The 16,271-nt window shown below is 35.2% G+C and carries 22 protein-coding genes; 17 read left to right on the top strand and 5 right to left on the bottom strand.

The genetic code is table 11. The features are described 5' to 3' along the window. Window positions 1-711 precede the first annotated feature (711 nt). From AC3WVZ_RS32545 to AC3WVZ_RS32565, 5 genes are all read right to left on the bottom strand, one after another. A complete protein-coding gene (locus AC3WVZ_RS32545; RefSeq protein WP_233937043.1) occupies window positions 712-1,149 on the bottom strand; it encodes a hypothetical protein in 438 nt (145 codons plus the stop codon). A 9-nt stretch (window positions 1,150-1,158) separates the two neighbouring features. After that, a complete protein-coding gene (locus AC3WVZ_RS32550; RefSeq protein WP_086413258.1) occupies window positions 1,159-2,349 on the bottom strand; it encodes a ParM/StbA family protein in 1,191 nt (396 codons plus the stop codon). A 236-nt stretch (window positions 2,350-2,585) separates the two neighbouring features. Next, on the bottom strand, window positions 2,586-3,140 hold the full coding sequence (locus tag AC3WVZ_RS32555; RefSeq protein ID WP_098679031.1) for a DUF3967 domain-containing protein: 555 nt from the start codon (window positions 3,138-3,140) through the stop codon (window positions 2,586-2,588). 654 nt (window positions 3,141-3,794) lie between these two features. Further along, entirely contained in the window at window positions 3,795-4,739 is a 945-nt protein-coding gene (locus AC3WVZ_RS32560; RefSeq protein WP_086413256.1) for a Replicase RepFR55, read from the bottom strand. A gap of 344 nt (window positions 4,740-5,083) precedes the next feature. Then, complete coding sequence (locus AC3WVZ_RS32565; RefSeq protein WP_086413255.1) at window positions 5,084-5,581, bottom strand: helix-turn-helix domain-containing protein; 498 nt, start codon at window positions 5,579-5,581, stop codon at window positions 5,084-5,086. A 202-nt stretch (window positions 5,582-5,783) separates the two neighbouring features. Between AC3WVZ_RS32565 and AC3WVZ_RS32570 the strand changes: the two genes are divergently transcribed. From AC3WVZ_RS32570 to AC3WVZ_RS32650, 17 genes are all read left to right on the top strand, one after another. Beyond that, window positions 5,784-5,987, top strand: coding sequence for a helix-turn-helix domain-containing protein (locus tag AC3WVZ_RS32570; RefSeq protein WP_086413254.1), 204 nt, complete (start codon window positions 5,784-5,786; stop codon window positions 5,985-5,987). A gap of 148 nt (window positions 5,988-6,135) precedes the next feature. Further along, a complete protein-coding gene (locus AC3WVZ_RS32575) occupies window positions 6,136-7,998 on the top strand; it encodes a thioester domain-containing protein (protein ID WP_233937044.1) in 1,863 nt (620 codons plus the stop codon). A gap of 28 nt (window positions 7,999-8,026) precedes the next feature. Next, window positions 8,027-8,173, top strand: coding sequence for a hypothetical protein (locus AC3WVZ_RS32580; RefSeq protein WP_179193176.1), 147 nt, complete (start codon window positions 8,027-8,029; stop codon window positions 8,171-8,173). A 78-nt stretch (window positions 8,174-8,251) separates the two neighbouring features. Beyond that, window positions 8,252-8,716 (top strand): type IV secretory system conjugative DNA transfer family protein, encoded by a 465-nt coding sequence (locus tag AC3WVZ_RS32585; RefSeq protein ID WP_425594326.1) that lies wholly within the window; start codon window positions 8,252-8,254, stop codon window positions 8,714-8,716. Between the two features lie 42 nt (window positions 8,717-8,758). After that, on the top strand, window positions 8,759-9,334 hold the full coding sequence (locus AC3WVZ_RS32590) for a TraM recognition domain-containing protein (protein WP_086413251.1): 576 nt from the start codon (window positions 8,759-8,761) through the stop codon (window positions 9,332-9,334). 47 nt (window positions 9,335-9,381) lie between these two features. Beyond that, complete coding sequence (locus AC3WVZ_RS32595; RefSeq protein ID WP_233937045.1) at window positions 9,382-9,651, top strand: hypothetical protein; 270 nt, start codon at window positions 9,382-9,384, stop codon at window positions 9,649-9,651. A 104-nt stretch (window positions 9,652-9,755) separates the two neighbouring features. Next, entirely contained in the window at window positions 9,756-10,004 is a 249-nt protein-coding gene (locus AC3WVZ_RS32600) for a hypothetical protein (protein ID WP_002187991.1), read from the top strand. 585 nt (window positions 10,005-10,589) lie between these two features. After that, entirely contained in the window at window positions 10,590-11,039 is a 450-nt protein-coding gene (locus AC3WVZ_RS32605) for a hypothetical protein (protein WP_086413249.1), read from the top strand. A 25-nt stretch (window positions 11,040-11,064) separates the two neighbouring features. Then, window positions 11,065-11,304 (top strand): hypothetical protein, encoded by a 240-nt coding sequence (locus AC3WVZ_RS32610; protein WP_233937046.1) that lies wholly within the window; start codon window positions 11,065-11,067, stop codon window positions 11,302-11,304. A gap of 24 nt (window positions 11,305-11,328) precedes the next feature. Continuing rightward, window positions 11,329-11,622: a hypothetical protein gene (locus AC3WVZ_RS32615; protein ID WP_002187987.1), complete on the top strand. Its 294-nt coding sequence runs from the start codon at window positions 11,329-11,331 to the stop codon at window positions 11,620-11,622. A gap of 97 nt (window positions 11,623-11,719) precedes the next feature. Beyond that, complete coding sequence (locus AC3WVZ_RS32620; RefSeq protein WP_233937047.1) at window positions 11,720-12,805, top strand: LPD25 domain-containing protein; 1,086 nt, start codon at window positions 11,720-11,722, stop codon at window positions 12,803-12,805. A gap of 13 nt (window positions 12,806-12,818) precedes the next feature. Continuing rightward, window positions 12,819-14,330: a hypothetical protein gene (locus AC3WVZ_RS32625; RefSeq protein WP_233937048.1), complete on the top strand. Its 1,512-nt coding sequence runs from the start codon at window positions 12,819-12,821 to the stop codon at window positions 14,328-14,330. Between the two features lie 43 nt (window positions 14,331-14,373). Next, entirely contained in the window at window positions 14,374-14,781 is a 408-nt protein-coding gene (locus AC3WVZ_RS32630; RefSeq protein ID WP_233937049.1) for a hypothetical protein, read from the top strand. Window positions 14,782-14,885: 104 nt separating this feature from the next. Continuing rightward, window positions 14,886-15,050, top strand: a complete 165-nt coding sequence (locus tag AC3WVZ_RS32635; RefSeq protein ID WP_002188122.1) for a hypothetical protein — start codon at window positions 14,886-14,888, stop codon at window positions 15,048-15,050. 57 nt (window positions 15,051-15,107) lie between these two features. Next, entirely contained in the window at window positions 15,108-15,581 is a 474-nt protein-coding gene (locus tag AC3WVZ_RS32640; protein ID WP_086413244.1) for a hypothetical protein, read from the top strand. 73 nt (window positions 15,582-15,654) lie between these two features. Next, a complete protein-coding gene (locus AC3WVZ_RS32645; protein WP_086413243.1) occupies window positions 15,655-16,107 on the top strand; it encodes a hypothetical protein in 453 nt (150 codons plus the stop codon). A gap of 2 nt (window positions 16,108-16,109) precedes the next feature. Next, on the top strand, window positions 16,110-16,271 hold the full coding sequence (locus AC3WVZ_RS32650; RefSeq protein WP_179193173.1) for a hypothetical protein: 162 nt from the start codon (window positions 16,110-16,112) through the stop codon (window positions 16,269-16,271).

A 16,271-nucleotide genomic window follows, 5' to 3' on the forward strand; every position in this document is an offset into this window, starting at 1 on the left:
GACCTCCTACAGAAGAATGGACGGAAATCTCATCGATATGAGAAGAAAACTATCTTTGATATTATGGGTGTCGTTTATGAGTATAATGGGTTTGGAAAACAAAAGAAAGTTGCATAATTTTTAAAATGATACCTAACTAGGTATATTTGGCATGCTCCTTTTTAAGGATAAATAGTATTTTAAGAGTTTTTTAGTTTGTTTGAACGAAAGTTCATTTTGTTTTCGTTCTTAAGTTGATGGGCATGGGGTATGTGTAGCAATGGAACCAAATCACGCAATAAATATTAGCGGACATTCATTTTAAGGGTTATTTCGTATATTAGTGGACATAAAATAGCTATTTTTAATGACTCGATGTCCGCTAATGATACTTATCGGACATTACCAGTAGAATACGCTTTTAATCTTTTTACAAAACTGAACTTTTTTACTTCATAAGAATGAAAATGTATCTAAAATTAAGCTATTTTCATATAAAAAGTACATTTTTATCATTTCTAATGTCCGCTAATGCTTGTTGCGTTATCCTGTTCCATTGCTACACATACCCCACTATTGGAACTTCCATATATGTTCATCCTTCCTTATCAAAAATACAAAAATGGAGTGCCTTCTCTAATAAGTAAGCACTCCCTCATGTCATTATGCATCTTGTTGTTTTTTGCTTCTTCTCATAAAAATGTAACTTTTAAAATTCATTTTAGAAAATTATTAATTCGTCCACTTATTAATATCTATATTTCTTTCTATAGGCTTATTTACTGGATCTTCTTGAGTTTTTTCTTTCGATTTTTCAATATGAACATTTTTGGGCTGATTATCTTTATTTGCGGTTACTATTGAGCTTTCAACTTCTTCAATTACATTACCCTCTTCTGGCTGTTTGTACACTAAAGGTGATTTGGAAGGTAAACCTCTTGGGATATCTCCTTGTAGCATGCCTTTTGCACTTAACAAGTCTTTAGCCATTCCAAGCTTAATCTCTTCGTTATCGACACTTTGTGTCCCGTATAACGCTATAAAATGTTCTAACACCTTTCTTGTAGCTTCATTAGGGTTTTCCTGTGATTCTATCCAAACAAATAGTTCTGGACATCTTTGACGCATTTTCTCCGATAATGGAATTTGAATCGCTTTTGATTTAGCCATCATAATCACCTATTTTACTTGTTCTTTTTGAAATGCAATTGAACTAAATACTGTCATGCCTTTAACATTCATTTCTGTTGCGTTCTTAGCATTAATCCATAATATTTTAATTTTTTTAGAATCACAAATTTCTTTTAGATCTTCGAAAAGATTTTCTTTTAATTGGATACTTCCACCGCCATAGACAACCACGACTTCTACGTCATATTTTAAATTTTGTAATTTAGTTTCCGCAGTATCTAATACTTCATCAGCTAAATTAAATTTAGCTCTTGCTAAGAACTTTTTAGCATCTTCATAATATTTAGGATGCTCTTCTTTTAGATATCCGGCAAACTCTTGTCTTTGTATAGCAAAACCCCATTCATCTTCGAAATCTTTTTTAGCACGTTCAATCGCATGACCTATACCATGTCTTTCTCCCGAACTGTGATCATTATCATAATCATAGCCTTTTGTAACAACATATTCTGTTGTTCCGTCACCAATGTCTATGTGTAGAAGACGTTTTTCTTGGAAGTATTCACCCGTTATATCTTTCATATCATAAGTTTCTTTAAACTCATTAAATATGTCATCATTTCTATATTTCCCATTACCATCTTCGATTAAAGCAAATAGGGCAATAGTCCCTTCTTGTACAACAATTACTTTTTCAAATTTCAAAGTTACATAAACTCTCAAATCACCTACAGTTACCGTTACATGGTGACTACTATTTGTAAACCTTTCAGAGAGTTGTTTTGCTTTTTCTTTTGTCCATTCACTAGCTGGTAAAGCTGTAACCATAGAAACAATTGTTTCTATATTTGTGCCTTCTTCTATTGAGTTTTGATTTTTAAACATATCTTGAACCGAACGACAAGCAATTGCACTAACTGTTGTCATAATTGTAGTATCTTGTCTATGCTTACCACGGTTTGATTTAATGTTAAGATTCTGAAGATCTTCACCAGAACGAATGGCACGTTCTCCTACAAACACCCTTTGAGCTACTTGACCTTTCAAAGCTGATGAATTAACAGTAACATCCATATTATGAATTAATCCATGCACTAATTCTTCAATTTTTTTATCTTGCGGCACAGGCTCTTTATACACATAACTATATGTGTTTGGAAATTTTATCATTTCTCCATTAATTGTAATCTTCTTCTCGGAATTCCCATTGTCATCTTCTACAAAATAATTGAATTTCATTTATATTACCCCTTTCTTATTGAGAAAAATTTATTTTAAATCATTTTAAATTAACTTAATTACATTTTACTATAATTAACCAAAAAAATCAAGATAATTAAATGAAAATAAATCATTTTAATTTAAGATTATTTATTTTCATTTATTTTTTTATAATTTGGGTGTAACTTCAAAAAAGATTATCTAATATATCCACTCTGATTTATTATAATTTAAAATAAATTATTTTAAATGCGCTATTTCCAAAACTCCCACCACTTTTTTTCTTTTTGTTTGTTTTGAGATGCTACTAAAAGTTGTTTAGTTTCTTGTATCTCTCTAACATGTGTTAATAGCAAATTATCTCGTTCATTGTATCTGTTCTCCATGCGTTCTAACCGTTCGGCATTCATGATCTCAATACGTTCGAGCTGTTGAATTTTCTCTTTTAGTAATATCTGTTCTTGAAGTAATTGTTCTATAAATTCTTTAGGTAAATTCATTACGTTCTCTGAAAGAACGCTAGGCGTTCTATTACCATCCTCTAAATCATTATCTGTTTCAACTTCAGCAAAAGGAACAGATAAAACAACCTTCACGGCTCCTTCAATACTCATTCCAGCCTCTTGGATCAGCTTTTTCATCTGTTCTAGTACTTTAATATCCTTTTGAACAAAAGCACGACTATTTTTTGCACCTTTTACAAAAGAATATTGTTCCTGTTCTAAAGCTATACACCATTTCCTAAGCGTACTTGTACCTATTTCTAAGCGTTCGGCAACATCTTTTGTCCAAAATGAGCGTTCTTGCAACTGTTCGCCCTCCTTTATCTTTTATATAGAACGCTTCCACATTAATTGTTAAAAATCCTATAATTTTATTTTTTCTATATAAAGGGAATCCCTAAACTTCGTTAAAAATTACTATTTAAAATTAAAACGTAAGTCTTTTCACAAAAATCTCAATAAATGAGTTTGTAATATGTTTTTAATTGTAAATTTATAGGGAATCTCTTTAGCTTATTTTAAGCTTGCTTTAATTATCACCAGTAAAAAGTATTTCCTCCCTAAGGAGTGACAAAATTCACTTTTTAAAATACAAATTAAATATGAAATTACTTTATTTATTAAATCTTGTTTTAAAAAAGTAAAAACAATAAATACATTAGAAATAAAATACATCCTTTGATGCTTACTCTCACAAGCGATTTAGAAATATAGCTTAGTAAATTCCTAGGTTAAAATGTGGGTAAATTTGGGGTATTCATTTTTAAAAGGGAAGGCTTTTTTTACTAGAATTTTAAGCGGAATATGAAAATTCTAGTAAAAAATGCGGTTGTTTTTTTCTTTAAGTGCTTGAAGAAACTTAAAGAAAGTGGAGTCTTAATAAAGACATGACAAATAGCCTTGCTATGTGTGATTTTTTCAAGCAAGGCTAAATGATAATTATTTTTTTGAAAATAAGGTTTACAGGTTCGGAATAAGCATTTTTTTGAATAAATCGAATGGGATTGTACTATTATTCTTTTTTTCTATCCCCGTTTTCGCAAGACGTTTTTGAGATTCAATTATTCTTTGTTTTTGATAAAACTTTAATTTCTCACTAAACATTGTCATAAAATGAGCAGGAGCGCTATAATCAGCTTTGTTATCTCTGAACCATTTAACAGATTCTTCAAAAGCCCACTCACCAGACGTTTCTAAGTTATTTAAATCTGGTGGCAATCTTAAAGCAATAACATAAGCATCTTTTTCAGTTAAATTTGTTACACGTTGACTCATTATATGGTGGTAAGCTCTTTTCTGATCTTCACTTAAGTAAGTGTTTAAATCTTCTTCTCGCTCTGTTTTAATATCAAAAATATCTAATCCATTAGAGGAAACAGATATTTGGTTTTCCTTTTCAGGTTTACTTTTTTCTTGAGAAATTTTCTTCTTTAAAAACTCTGTAAAAGTAGAGCATATATCAATAGCTAAAGCCCATTTTACCTTGAAGTATTCAATAATTTTTAAATAGTTGTTATGTATAGTCAAGATGTAAACGGAAGGAGCAATCTTTCCGTGCCGTCTTACCTTTATTTGTTGGCATACTCCTAAATCTTGCAGCCAATTCAACACGTAATTAATAATGGGTTTAGAAATTCCTGATTTTTTACAAATGTGTTCTTGCCTTACTTGGGCATAACCTTCTTGTACCAAATAAGATAAGATAGTCTCAAAGGCTTCAAATTGTCTTTTGGTAAGGTAATCTTTTGTGGTAACACCTTCATATTCATCATGGACAATATTATCAATATAAGTAGTAACTTTCTTGATTGCTTGATTAATAGTTCCCGGTGTTTTGGGTAAATGTTTAATTCGAGGACTTAATTCAGCTTTTGCTCGACTAAGCAAAAAGTTGTTTAATAACACAGAAAAAACCTCCTATTTTTTCCACCACAAAGAAACAGAAAAATGCTGGAAAAGTAGAGGTTTTTATTCACATTATATTTTTTACATGCTATAATAAATATGTAGAAAACATAATTATAAATAAGCCCCCTACTCTGATTGAGTTTTTAATTGGTTCACCGGCCAAAGTGATTTGCCAATTAAAAATAGGTTGTGGTAGGGTTTATTTTTTTGTTTTTTATTTTTTATTTTTAGTAACTTTAATAAGGTTATATTTCTTTATATGTCCTATTGTATAACTATTATTATGAGATATCAATCGTTAATGTAAGAATAGAAGAATGTAACCTATGAAAAGCCTCCGGTTAATTTGAACTGGAGGCTTTAATTTCGTATTGAATGTATTTTCTAAAATTCATATATTCTTCTTGTAATTTGTCATACTTATAGTTAATAAATTCTGTATATTCATGAAGTTGCTTCTCTAATTGCTCTTTTTTGCTTATTGGCAATGCAAGTAGATCTTCATAAAGATCTGTTGTCATAAAAGGTGGCTCGTGACTTTGTTCAACTTCTTGTTCCTTTATATTAATATCCTTTTTTATTTGATTTTCTTCTAAAAACAATCCCTTGTCTTGAATGGTTTGAGTATTGCCAACTAAATAATCTGTACTGACCTGGAAAAGATTCGCTATAACTATTAAAACGTTATATGGAGGTTCAGCCCCTTTATTTTCCCAATTTGAAACAGTTGTTTGAGCGAAACTTGTTCCACTAACCTCTCCTATTTTTTCACCTAGCTGTTTCATACTCCATCCAGCTTCTAGTCTTAATGTTTTTACACGTGCACCAAAAATACTCATTTTTATTTTTCCTCCCTCTTAATTTTATGATATGTTGTGCGTTTTTTTGTAGGATATACGTTTGTTATAACTCCGAAGAGGGTTTGTAACTTTAAAAGTGATAATAAAATGAAAAAATCCCAATAAAAAACAAAAAAGTAGTTGTTTTAACTTTAAAAGTGATATATGATACACGTAAGGGTAACCGAAAGGAGGTTATGAAATGTCTTTAAAATACGAGAGAAAGGCCCAAAATTGTTCATTAGAGTTTATTTCTCAGATATTAAACATTAGTCCCCAAGTGCTACATTCTATAGAGAAGGGCAGGTCCGGAGTTAATGCTGAACGAGCGGAAAAAATTTCCGGTTTTTTCAACAAGCCTGTAGAGTACTTTTTTGTACCAACGTATTATCGAGTTCGAGAATAACCTAAAGATAGTTACTTTTATTTTGATAAAGATACAAAGTAACCATATAAGATTTATTATAGTAAAAAAAATCATTAATTCAAATAGAATTAATGGTTCAGAATTATTGACCTTTGAAAACTGCATAATATGAGGGAGCTGTTAAGGCATGTTGAAACGATCGTATCAAGTGTGGCTCATTGTCATGAGTACGCTTCTTGTTGTCTTGAATTTAGTATTTCCACTGACGAAAGCAAGTGCTGAAGTCATCAATCATGAGAAATACGAAATGAATTGGAGTTATAGCCCCATGTATGGCAAAGACCTTCGGACCGAATTATTAAAGAATAAGAGTGGTCAAATTGCGTACTGCCTTACATATGGACTTCGGTCACCTGGGGGTGAAGATCTTCCAGAGATGGGACGTACAGACAATGTTGTATATAAAGTTCTTCTAAATGGATATCCGCAAAAGAGTCCTGAAGAATTAGGTGTTTCCGATTGGAAAGAGGCGCATTATGCGACCCAGCTTAGTGTTTGGGCATCATTAGGTCAAATTGACATTAGTGAAGTTCAGCATAAGAATGAGAATGTTGCAAAAGCCGTAAAAACAATTATTGATGGGGCAAATGCAAGTCAGGAAACACAAGAAATATACATGAATGTAACACCAACAGACAATCAAGAAGCAAAGTTAAACGGTGAGTACTTTGAAACGACAGTGTATCAAAATGAAAGTAACGCTAAGAATGGTGTGTTTACAGTTCAACTAGCGAATGCACCAAATGGAACAAAAGTTGTTTCAACAAATGGAGAAACAAAACAAAAATTCAATTTAGGGGAACAATTCCGTATTCTGATACCGAAATCCTCTCAGACTGGTAATTTTTCCTTAAAAATAACTTCTAACCTTTCTAAGTTGCATGCAGTAGCCTATAAAGGAACTGACACAGTGCAAGATGCAACAGTCCTTTTAGAAAAAAATGAGGAAAAAGTGAGTGCCGATCTACAAGTAAACTGGAAATCCCTTGGTGGATTGAAAGTTATAAAAGTAGGAGAGCAAAAGGAATTGCTACAAGGTGCTGTATTTGAAGTCATGAACAGTGCAAACGAAAAAGTTGGCACAATGACTACAAATGAGCAAGGTACAGCAAGCCTTTCTGGTTTAGAAATCGGGAATTATACCCTGAAAGAAGTGAAAGCACCGACTGGTTATGTACTGAATGACCAACCTCAAAAGATTGAAGTGAAAACAGGTGAAGTCGCAACCATCACTGTAGCGAATACGAAAGTAAAAGGAAACATCGAGATTAAAAAGCTAAGTGACAGTGGGAAAACTCTTCCGAAAGTAGAGTTCGCGGTATATACAGTGGATGGAAAAGAAGTCACTAAAGCCATTACAAATGAGCAAGGGATTGCTCAAGTAAAGGATCTTCCATATGGGCAGTACTATTTTGTTGAGACGAAAGGTGTAGAAGGATACCTTATCAATAAAACAAAGTACTCATTCCAGATTAAAGAGCAAGGAAAAACACTTTCATTTACTGTTGAAAATAAAGAAGTGAAAGGGAATGTGCAACTTCTCAAAGTAGATGGAGAAACTCCTGATAAAAAACTAGAAGGTGCAACATTTATTCTTCAGGACAGTAAAGGGAAGATCAGTGAACACAAGACTGACAAAAACGGTTTGATTCAAGTAAATAATCTACCGTTTGGATCTTATCAGTTTGTGGAAAAGAAGGATGAGAAGAAACCAACGCCACCAACACCAGAGACACCACATCAACCGGAGCAACCACAGACACCGGAACAACCAAAAGTAACAGAAAAACCGGTCGTTCCACAGGTAGAAAAGCCACAAGCGATTGTGACGAAGGTGCAACCAGAACAAGCACCAAAGAAAGTAACTCATCTTCCAACAACAGGTGGCAAAGCTGAAAATCCATATATAAAATGGATCGGGCTTGCATGTATCGCATTTGGTGCAATGGGAGCTATATTTGCAGTAAGAAATCGTAAGAAAGCACAATAACTCCAAATAAGAAAGGGAGAATTGCAAGATGAGACAAGAAAATATGACGAAAACCCAAGCTCATTTCAGTGAAATAGATGAAAATTCGCTTGGTTTTTTTGTTGGCTGTCGGAATGCATGTATACTTGCACTTCCCATTTGGGCAATTGTGTTTTGGATAGGGAGCAAGGTGTAAGAAACCGAAAGGGGATGAAATGAGATGTCAGGAGTCTACATCGGTACAACCAAACAGCCATTTATTTTGAGGGAGCCAATGGTTAGGAGTCGTTCAAATACATGGATTGAAGGGAGACCGGGAAACGGAAAGATGCATCGTAAGGGTGATTGGCTTTCCAAAGATCTCATGCAAGCAATTTCAATCGCACAAACAGTGGTCAAACCAAAAGAACGATATGATTTTTGGATTGAATCCGCTACAAAGTTGTTGGCAGGTAGTATTTTGTATCTGAATCAACGGCATAAGGACTTGTATTACTTAGATTTGGAACAGGTTAGAGCGTTCATACAAAAAGTAAACAATCAGGAGACGTACTTGTCGGAGATAACAGATTCTCTCGATCAACGTCATCCAGCCTATCAAATTTTTAAGGTTTTGGTTTTATCAGCGAATGAGACAAGAGAAGGAACCATTACAAAATTGTTAGAGGTATTAGATGAACATGTAATGAGGACTGGAAATCTGGAAAAGAAACGGGAATATTTTGGGTTTCAATATTAAGTAAAGAGTTTCAAAGAATGAAAGAAGAAAGGAGACATAGACATGCTAGGAGTAATTCAAAGGTGCTCAGGGCTTCTACAGGCGATCGGGATTTTCAATCGAGGAGAAAAGGGTGTAGATGTGACAAAAGCTTCTCAAGAAGCTTATAGGACAGTGATTGAGGGTGTAAGAAAAGCCGAACAAAAATTTATCTTTATTTTCGATCCAACGGATCAATTTTATGAAGATACACATCGACAGAAGCTAGCGCAAGGATATCACATTGTAAAACACAATTTGTTAAGTGATACAGTGTCCATAGATTATGAAAGTAATCAAAAAGTGATCATGTATGTCAGTATAGATACGGTTACTAGTACGTATGAAGATAGAGGAGAGGCGTTATCTCATTTTCTCCAATTCCTAACTGAAAAGAAGAAGATCCGACCGATTCATCTCGTTTTTTATCAATTTGATCTTTATCCCATCCCTCATATAGAGCAGTTTTTAAAAGAAAGTGCTACCTATAATATTCGAACTTCAATTGTCGTAGAATCTCATTCCGTATTACAACGTATATACGGAAAAAATAGGGCGAAACGAATTGCTACATCGTGTCAGACAACAGTTCTAGCATAGTCTTACCTTTCAAAAATACTCTTTTTACTTCAGAAAGGAGAAAATATATGAAATTGATGGAAGCAAATGCGGAAGAATTTCAAAAAATGAAAGTGAAACCATCCAATTATCTGATTGAAAAAATCACCGAAGGTCAACATCTCATACATCGAGAAATAGCAGAATATGAAAGAGATACATTTCGAGAAGAAACTCTATTTGAATACAAAGGGAAAAGTTTTTTACCAGAAATTACAAAGTGTTCATCTGAAGCACAGGCAGTATTAGCCGTACAGTCTTATTGGCAGGGTATTAGGGAATTAAACAGAATCGTATAAGATTTTCGGGATTTCACAGTCATTCATGATATATAGATGGCTAGAAAACTATACAAGGTGAAAGGGGGGATTTCAAGTCCTTCCCTTTGAAGGAGGCGATAGACATGGGAAAAGAGCAAAGACTTGCATTCTATGATATATCGTCGTCATGTGCACAAAGTGTCAAAACATTCGATGGCAAAGTGTATCAGCTAAAAGGAGCAGTAGCGGTAGAAGATACGACAGGAAACATTGAGAGGGTCGCAGAGATCTATTACCGTGTCCGTTCAGTCATGGATGAAAAACAAAAAATAATTGCCAAGAGAAGAAACCAGAATGATGAATTGACAACCGTGCGCCAACGGCGGAAATAAAACGATTTTTGAGAACAAACAAGCGGTTTTGGAGTGTGCTGAGATAGCTAGCTTTATCCGATGATAATGGAAAACCAACAATTTCGTAACTATTTTTATAGACGTTCAAAACGAAAGTTTTTCCTTATCAAAGCACAATTGCCCTTTGAAAACTTCACATGCGTGCCCCCTTTCGAAACGGTCACTAGAAGGGTTGGGTATACGATTGATTTATTGTTCGGTGTGTGTGTACGTAAAACACACCTGTGGCCATGGGAAAATACGTTGTGTTTATGATCTGTTTGCGTGAGTAATCGTGAGGAATCTCCTGTATTGATATTCTAAAGAAGCGATGAAAATATAAAACAGTAGATACATAAGGTTCTACGTACATGCCAAAACGTTGTGCAGTATTGGGCTTAGCGGTCGTTCGGGAGGGAACCAGCTATGCATGCCAATATAGGGTTTACCATATCAGCCATAAATGGTTATTTATCACTATTTTCCCAATATTCTTGCTATAATGATAACCAGATGTGGAGAAATAATCTGAACTCTCAGTAGACTCCAAAATCGCTTGTTTAATAACATAGGGAGGTCAAAAGTATGACTCAAAAATCAAAAATCATTGCCGTTATCGTTGCATTGGTTGCCGTTCTAGGGATTGGCTCTACACTGGTATTTTCTAATAGCAAGAAAGGAGAACTTGAAGAACTAAGCCCTCAAGAGATGAAAAAATTTATGTCACAGGATGGAACCGCATTTGTCATGTATTCTTTCCGCAAAGAAGATCGCGAGGGGTATATGAATCAAGTTCAAAGAGCGTTAAAGAATAATGGTGTAAATGGTAAGGAATTAGATAGTAATCACCCTAATTATGATGGTGAGAAAAACCAAGCAGATTATGGTTTAGAACAAAATGGAGAAACATTGGCTTATTATGAAAAAGGGAAGCTGAAAAAACAAATCGCACTAGATAAATACAAACCATCTGAGTTAGAAAAAGAACTAGACGTGTTTGTCCGTAATATGAAGGAAATGTATATCGATAAATAAGAGGATAGAAAGGCGGTGTGATAAATTGCCTATTCCAACTGTTACACAAAAAGATTTAAAAAAATCAAAAGACTTGGTAGAAAAGTTATTGAAAGTTAAAGGAGAAAGCTATCAAAATTGGTTACACGCACAACATCAACAGTTCGTTGAAGGAAATCAAGACTTAATCTTAGAAGCGCTCACTCTATTTGTAGAAGAAGAGAAAGGATCTAGCAAGGTACCTGAAGATACGGGTACGCTTTCTCCGTCAAGTGAAATTGTATAACACAAATATAAGGAGAGTGTAGATATGTTTAAATTAAACAACTTGATTTTAGGAGCCGGAGATGGCATGTCTAGTTTAGTTAGTACAGGTGAAGCAGTTTTAACTTGGGCACAACGTTTAGGAATCATTAGTGCGGCTATCGCATTTTGTATAGGTGGTTACTACCTTATCTGGGGTGGTGAGCGTGGAAGACATCAGAGTAAAGGCTGGTTTATTGGTTCAGCTGTAGGATTAATTATTGTAATGGGTGCAAAAGGATTGGCAGAAGGCATTAATAGTAATATCAAGTTTGGGTCTATTTTGTTCTTTTGGATGTGAATATACAATAAAATATGTTTTGGTAAAGAAGCTATGCACTTGTATAGCTTCTTTTTATATGCCATAAAGCGTTAGGAAGGAGAGGGGGAAATAATTTATGTTAGAGGTCATGTTTACCAAAAGTGCAACACCAGAGATTAAAAGTTTTCAAAAGATGTCCTTACAGGATGCTTGTAAGATTACGTACCGACTAGAACAAGAATTACAGGAACAACAAAATATTATCCATGTAGATTTTCATATTTTAGATCAAGACAGTGAAGAGGTGTATGCAGGGACATTGTCTTTAGGTTCTGGTTATGCTTCTCATTTGTATGAACATGTAGAGAATAAACTTTCTTCTATGGAAATGGATGAAGAACAAGAAAAGCAAAAAGAGGCACTGTTAAAACTTATGGAAGAAGATATCGAAGAATTTTTGAAAAAGATTGCGCCACCAGAAGAAGTAGAAGAGCCAGAAGAGAAAACCAGGGTGAAGGGGGAACGACAAGCCAAAATAGATTTTCCTTTAGAAGAGGAAAGAGGGAACAAAAAACATCTGTTTCAAATGATTGGCGGAGCAATTGGTGGAATCGTAGTAGGAGCTGTGAGTGTGTTTTCCTTGTATGCTGTGCCATCTAAGCCAGTTGAAGCAACAACTCAACCAAATACGCATTTAGTTAAAGGGCTTCAACAAGCTTCGATTCAGCAATATCCAAAGGCAATTCAAGAATTTGAGCAGTTGGATTATAAAGAACTAGATAAGGAGAGTCAAAAAGCAGTTTTATTCTCTTACTTGTTAAGCGGAAAAGCAAATAAGGCCTTACAGTATGAACCGAAATTTGCTGAAAGCGTTGTGAGCTACTATGTAGCCATTGATAATTTGAAAAAAGTAAATGAGGTTCAAGTCAAAAATGATGTGATTGACTTTGAAAAAGCAGTGTTGGCAAAAAAAGATGAAGAGGTTGTTCGCTTAAAAGACAAGGTGAGTATAGATGGTCGCCGGGAACAATCCATTGTAGATGCATATTTGAGACTTAAAAAATATGAAGAGTGCTTTACTTTTGCGAAGGCACAGGGCAATAAGAATGTGATGAAACAGGTGAAGGAAGTAGAAAAGAAAGAAGTGGAGCAATCAACAGTGCCAGAGGACGAGAAAAAGAAAAAGATTGAAAACATAGATAAAATATTGAAGGAAATCTGAGGGAGGAAATAAAATGCCAATCGATTATAAAAACGTCTTAAAAAAGATGGGGCTTACGGTTACAGCGACTTCTTTATCTGTAGGGCTTTTATCGGGATGTAGCTTGTTTGGTTCAGATCAAAGTAAAAAAACAGATAAAAAAGCATCTGTTTCTAAAAAAGTAGAAAATGAGAAAAAGAAACAAGAAGAAAAGAAAGAACTAGAAAAATTACAAGAAAAGGATTTTGATTCTTTAACAGAAAATGCTGTAAAGAGTCAGGAGCCCAATCAAAATGTAGCATTTGTATTAGATTATATGGAAAAGCAACAATTGAATACAAAAGATAAACAGATTGCAAGTCATATCAAAAGTTCAGATGAAGCGACATCTCGTGTGGTAGCTATGTTAGATCAGGAATTATCAAAATCGAGCCATTTAAATACAGATGATATTGCGATTGTTGCATCGAATAGCGTTCCAACAGAAACGAAAGATAATCAACTTGTGTTTGGAAATATAAAGGATACAACAGTAGCTAGCATCGGAGATGTAATTCCACAAGAACATGTAAAACCGCCTGTTATAGAGGAAAAACCTTCTATTCCATTACCAGATCCGCCAACGGATGGGGGAGATAAGCCGAAACCGCCAGTAGATCCGCCAACGGACGGAGGAGATAAGCCGAAACCACCGGTAGATCCGCCAACGGACGGAGGAGATAAGCCGAAACCACCGGTAGATCCGCCAACGGACGGAGGAGATAAGCCGAAACCACCGGTAGATCCGCCAACGGACGGAGGAGATAAGCCGAAACCACCGGTAGATCCGCCAACGGACGGAGGAGATAAACCGAAACCACCGGTAGACCCGCCAACGGATGGAGGAGATAAGCCGAAACCGCCAGTAGATCCGCCAACGGATGGAGGAGATAAGCCGAAACCGCCAGTAGATCCGCCAACGGATGGAGGAGATAAACCGAAGCCGCCAGTAGATCCGCCAACGGATGGAGGAGATAAACCGAAGCCGCCAGTAGATCCGCCAACGGATGGAGGAGATAAACCGAAACCGCCGGTAGATCCGCCAACGGACGGAGGAGATAAACCGAAACCACCGGTAGACCCGCCAACGGATGGGGGCGATAAACCGAAACCGCCAGTAGATCCACCAACAGATGGAGGAGATAAACCGAAACCGCCGGTAGACCCGCCAACGGATGGGGGCGATAAACCGAAACCGCCAGTAGATCCACCAACAGATGGAGGAGATAAACCGAAACCGCCGGTAGACCCGCCAACGGATGGAGGAGATAAACCGAAACCGCCAGTAGACCCACCAGCGGATGGAGGAGATAAACCGAAACCACCGGTAGACCCGCCAACGGATGGGGGCGATAAACCGAAACCGCCAGTAGATCCACCAACAGATGGAGGAGATAAACCGAAACCGCCGGTAGACCCGCCAACGGATGGAGGAGATAAACCGAAACCGCCAGTAGACCCACCAGCGGATGGAGGAGATAAACCAAAATCATCCGTTTTAGTTTAATGATAGAAGGGAAAAAGTAGGGTGAATATATTGGGAGTTATATGTGAACATAAAGGAAAATTTAAAGATTGTTGGCGGTGTTGCTACAGGTAAAACAGCAACTTTAAAAGAACTTGCTATCAAGTTGGATAACGTAATGGTTTTAGACTTTATTGGTGAGTATGAAGATCTTAAAGAATCGTTTGAAGGAGATAAGTTAGATGTTATAAACCTATGTAATCCGGATTGTCCGAAAGTGAAATTGAGCAAAGAAATAATCGATTTAGCTAAACAATATGACTTTGTAATAATTGATGAAACATCTTATTTATTTGCTGAAGAAGTAAATGGTTTTTTATCATTTTTACAACAAATGAAAGAGGCAAACACAAAAATCATAGCCAGTTTTCAAACATTACCTCCAATAGAAATTGATATTAAATTTCCTCAATTCATTATGCTTAATCGATGAATACTTTTTAAGTACAAATTAGGATTTCGTTTAGAAAAGATAACAAGCTGGTTGGATATTCAACCAGCTCTTTTTATATAGAAATTTATAGGGGAAATAGAAATATGAGAGATGGAGGAGAAGTTATGGAATTACAACCAATTGTAACAATTCCCAAAATGGATTGGTTGCCAATAGAAGTTGTGTTTGTATTCCCTATTCTTATTTTAACAATAGTTGGTATCTTGGGAATATATAAAGAGTATTCATTAAACAAAAATAAAAAATAAATTTTGTCATATATGTTTCATACAATTTGAATTTTGAATAGAAAAGGGGGATTTGGAATGGATCATATAAAGAAATTGGCTCGTAGTAATCATGTTCATTTTTTAGGATTACTTTATTTGTTAATAGTTGGGATGTTTGGTTGGTGGCATGGAATTACATGGTATCAAGGGATAGGAAGTTGGATGCCCTGGTATCAAGAGTCAAGTATTGCTTTTGAGAGAGCAGATATGTATCTTTTAATGACAGTTTTTTTGATTGGAGCTAGTTTCATGACAGGGGTACTAGTAATGGATCAGGACTATAAAAAATTGACTATCCTTAAGGTAAGCTATTTGTTTGGATTATCGACATTGATGATAAGTAGTGTTTGTGGCGGTTTTCTTGCTTTCGGTTTCTTTCTCGGATACAAAGATGGGACTTTTTATCCGTTATTTTTCCTTGTAACAGGTATTGTAGTTGGTTTGCAAATAATAAGACTATCCTTAAAACAGAAGTCACAACCTGAAAAGAATACTTTGGCACACGAATGATAAATAAAACGGATCACAAGCTGGTTAAACCTTCAACTGGCTCTTTTATTTTCTAAAAAGGAGGAAAATAAAGATGGGAAAATGCATAGCGTATGGGAGAAAAATAAGTTTAGGGATTTACATGTTGTTAGGGGCACTAGGAATTGGTTATATCATTTGGGAAATCAACCATTCTGGGTATGAATGGACACAAAAACAGACAGTAGACGCAATTATAGGATTTTGTGTATTTTATATTCTAATGATTGCATTTTATATGCTAATAATTTGGTCTATACGGGGCAGGATGGAGAAGAAAGTGACGAAACGAATGTTGCTACTAGACATTCCAATAGCAATTTTAGTAGGAATTGGCTTGCTTGCTAGTATGGTCTTTGTAGAAGAGAAAAATATACCTGATTTAGCGTTTTTAATGGCTTTATTATTATCACCGCCTATTGTTTTATTATTTGTTCGAATGGGATATAAGCAATGGATATTCTATAGTGAATTGAAAATTATTTTAGAAGAAAGGGAGGGACAATAACAATGATTTTTACACAAATTACCGTTGTAATCGGATTTGTTGTTTTAGCATTTATTGTGTATACAGTGGTTTTACAACAAGCTACACAAGACATTGTAAAGGAGCTTTTGAACCAAGAGAAGATAGTTGGAACAAATATGAAAGGAGAGCAAGAAGATACTTAA

Source organism: Bacillus sp. CPT56D-587-MTF (assembly GCF_058792335.1).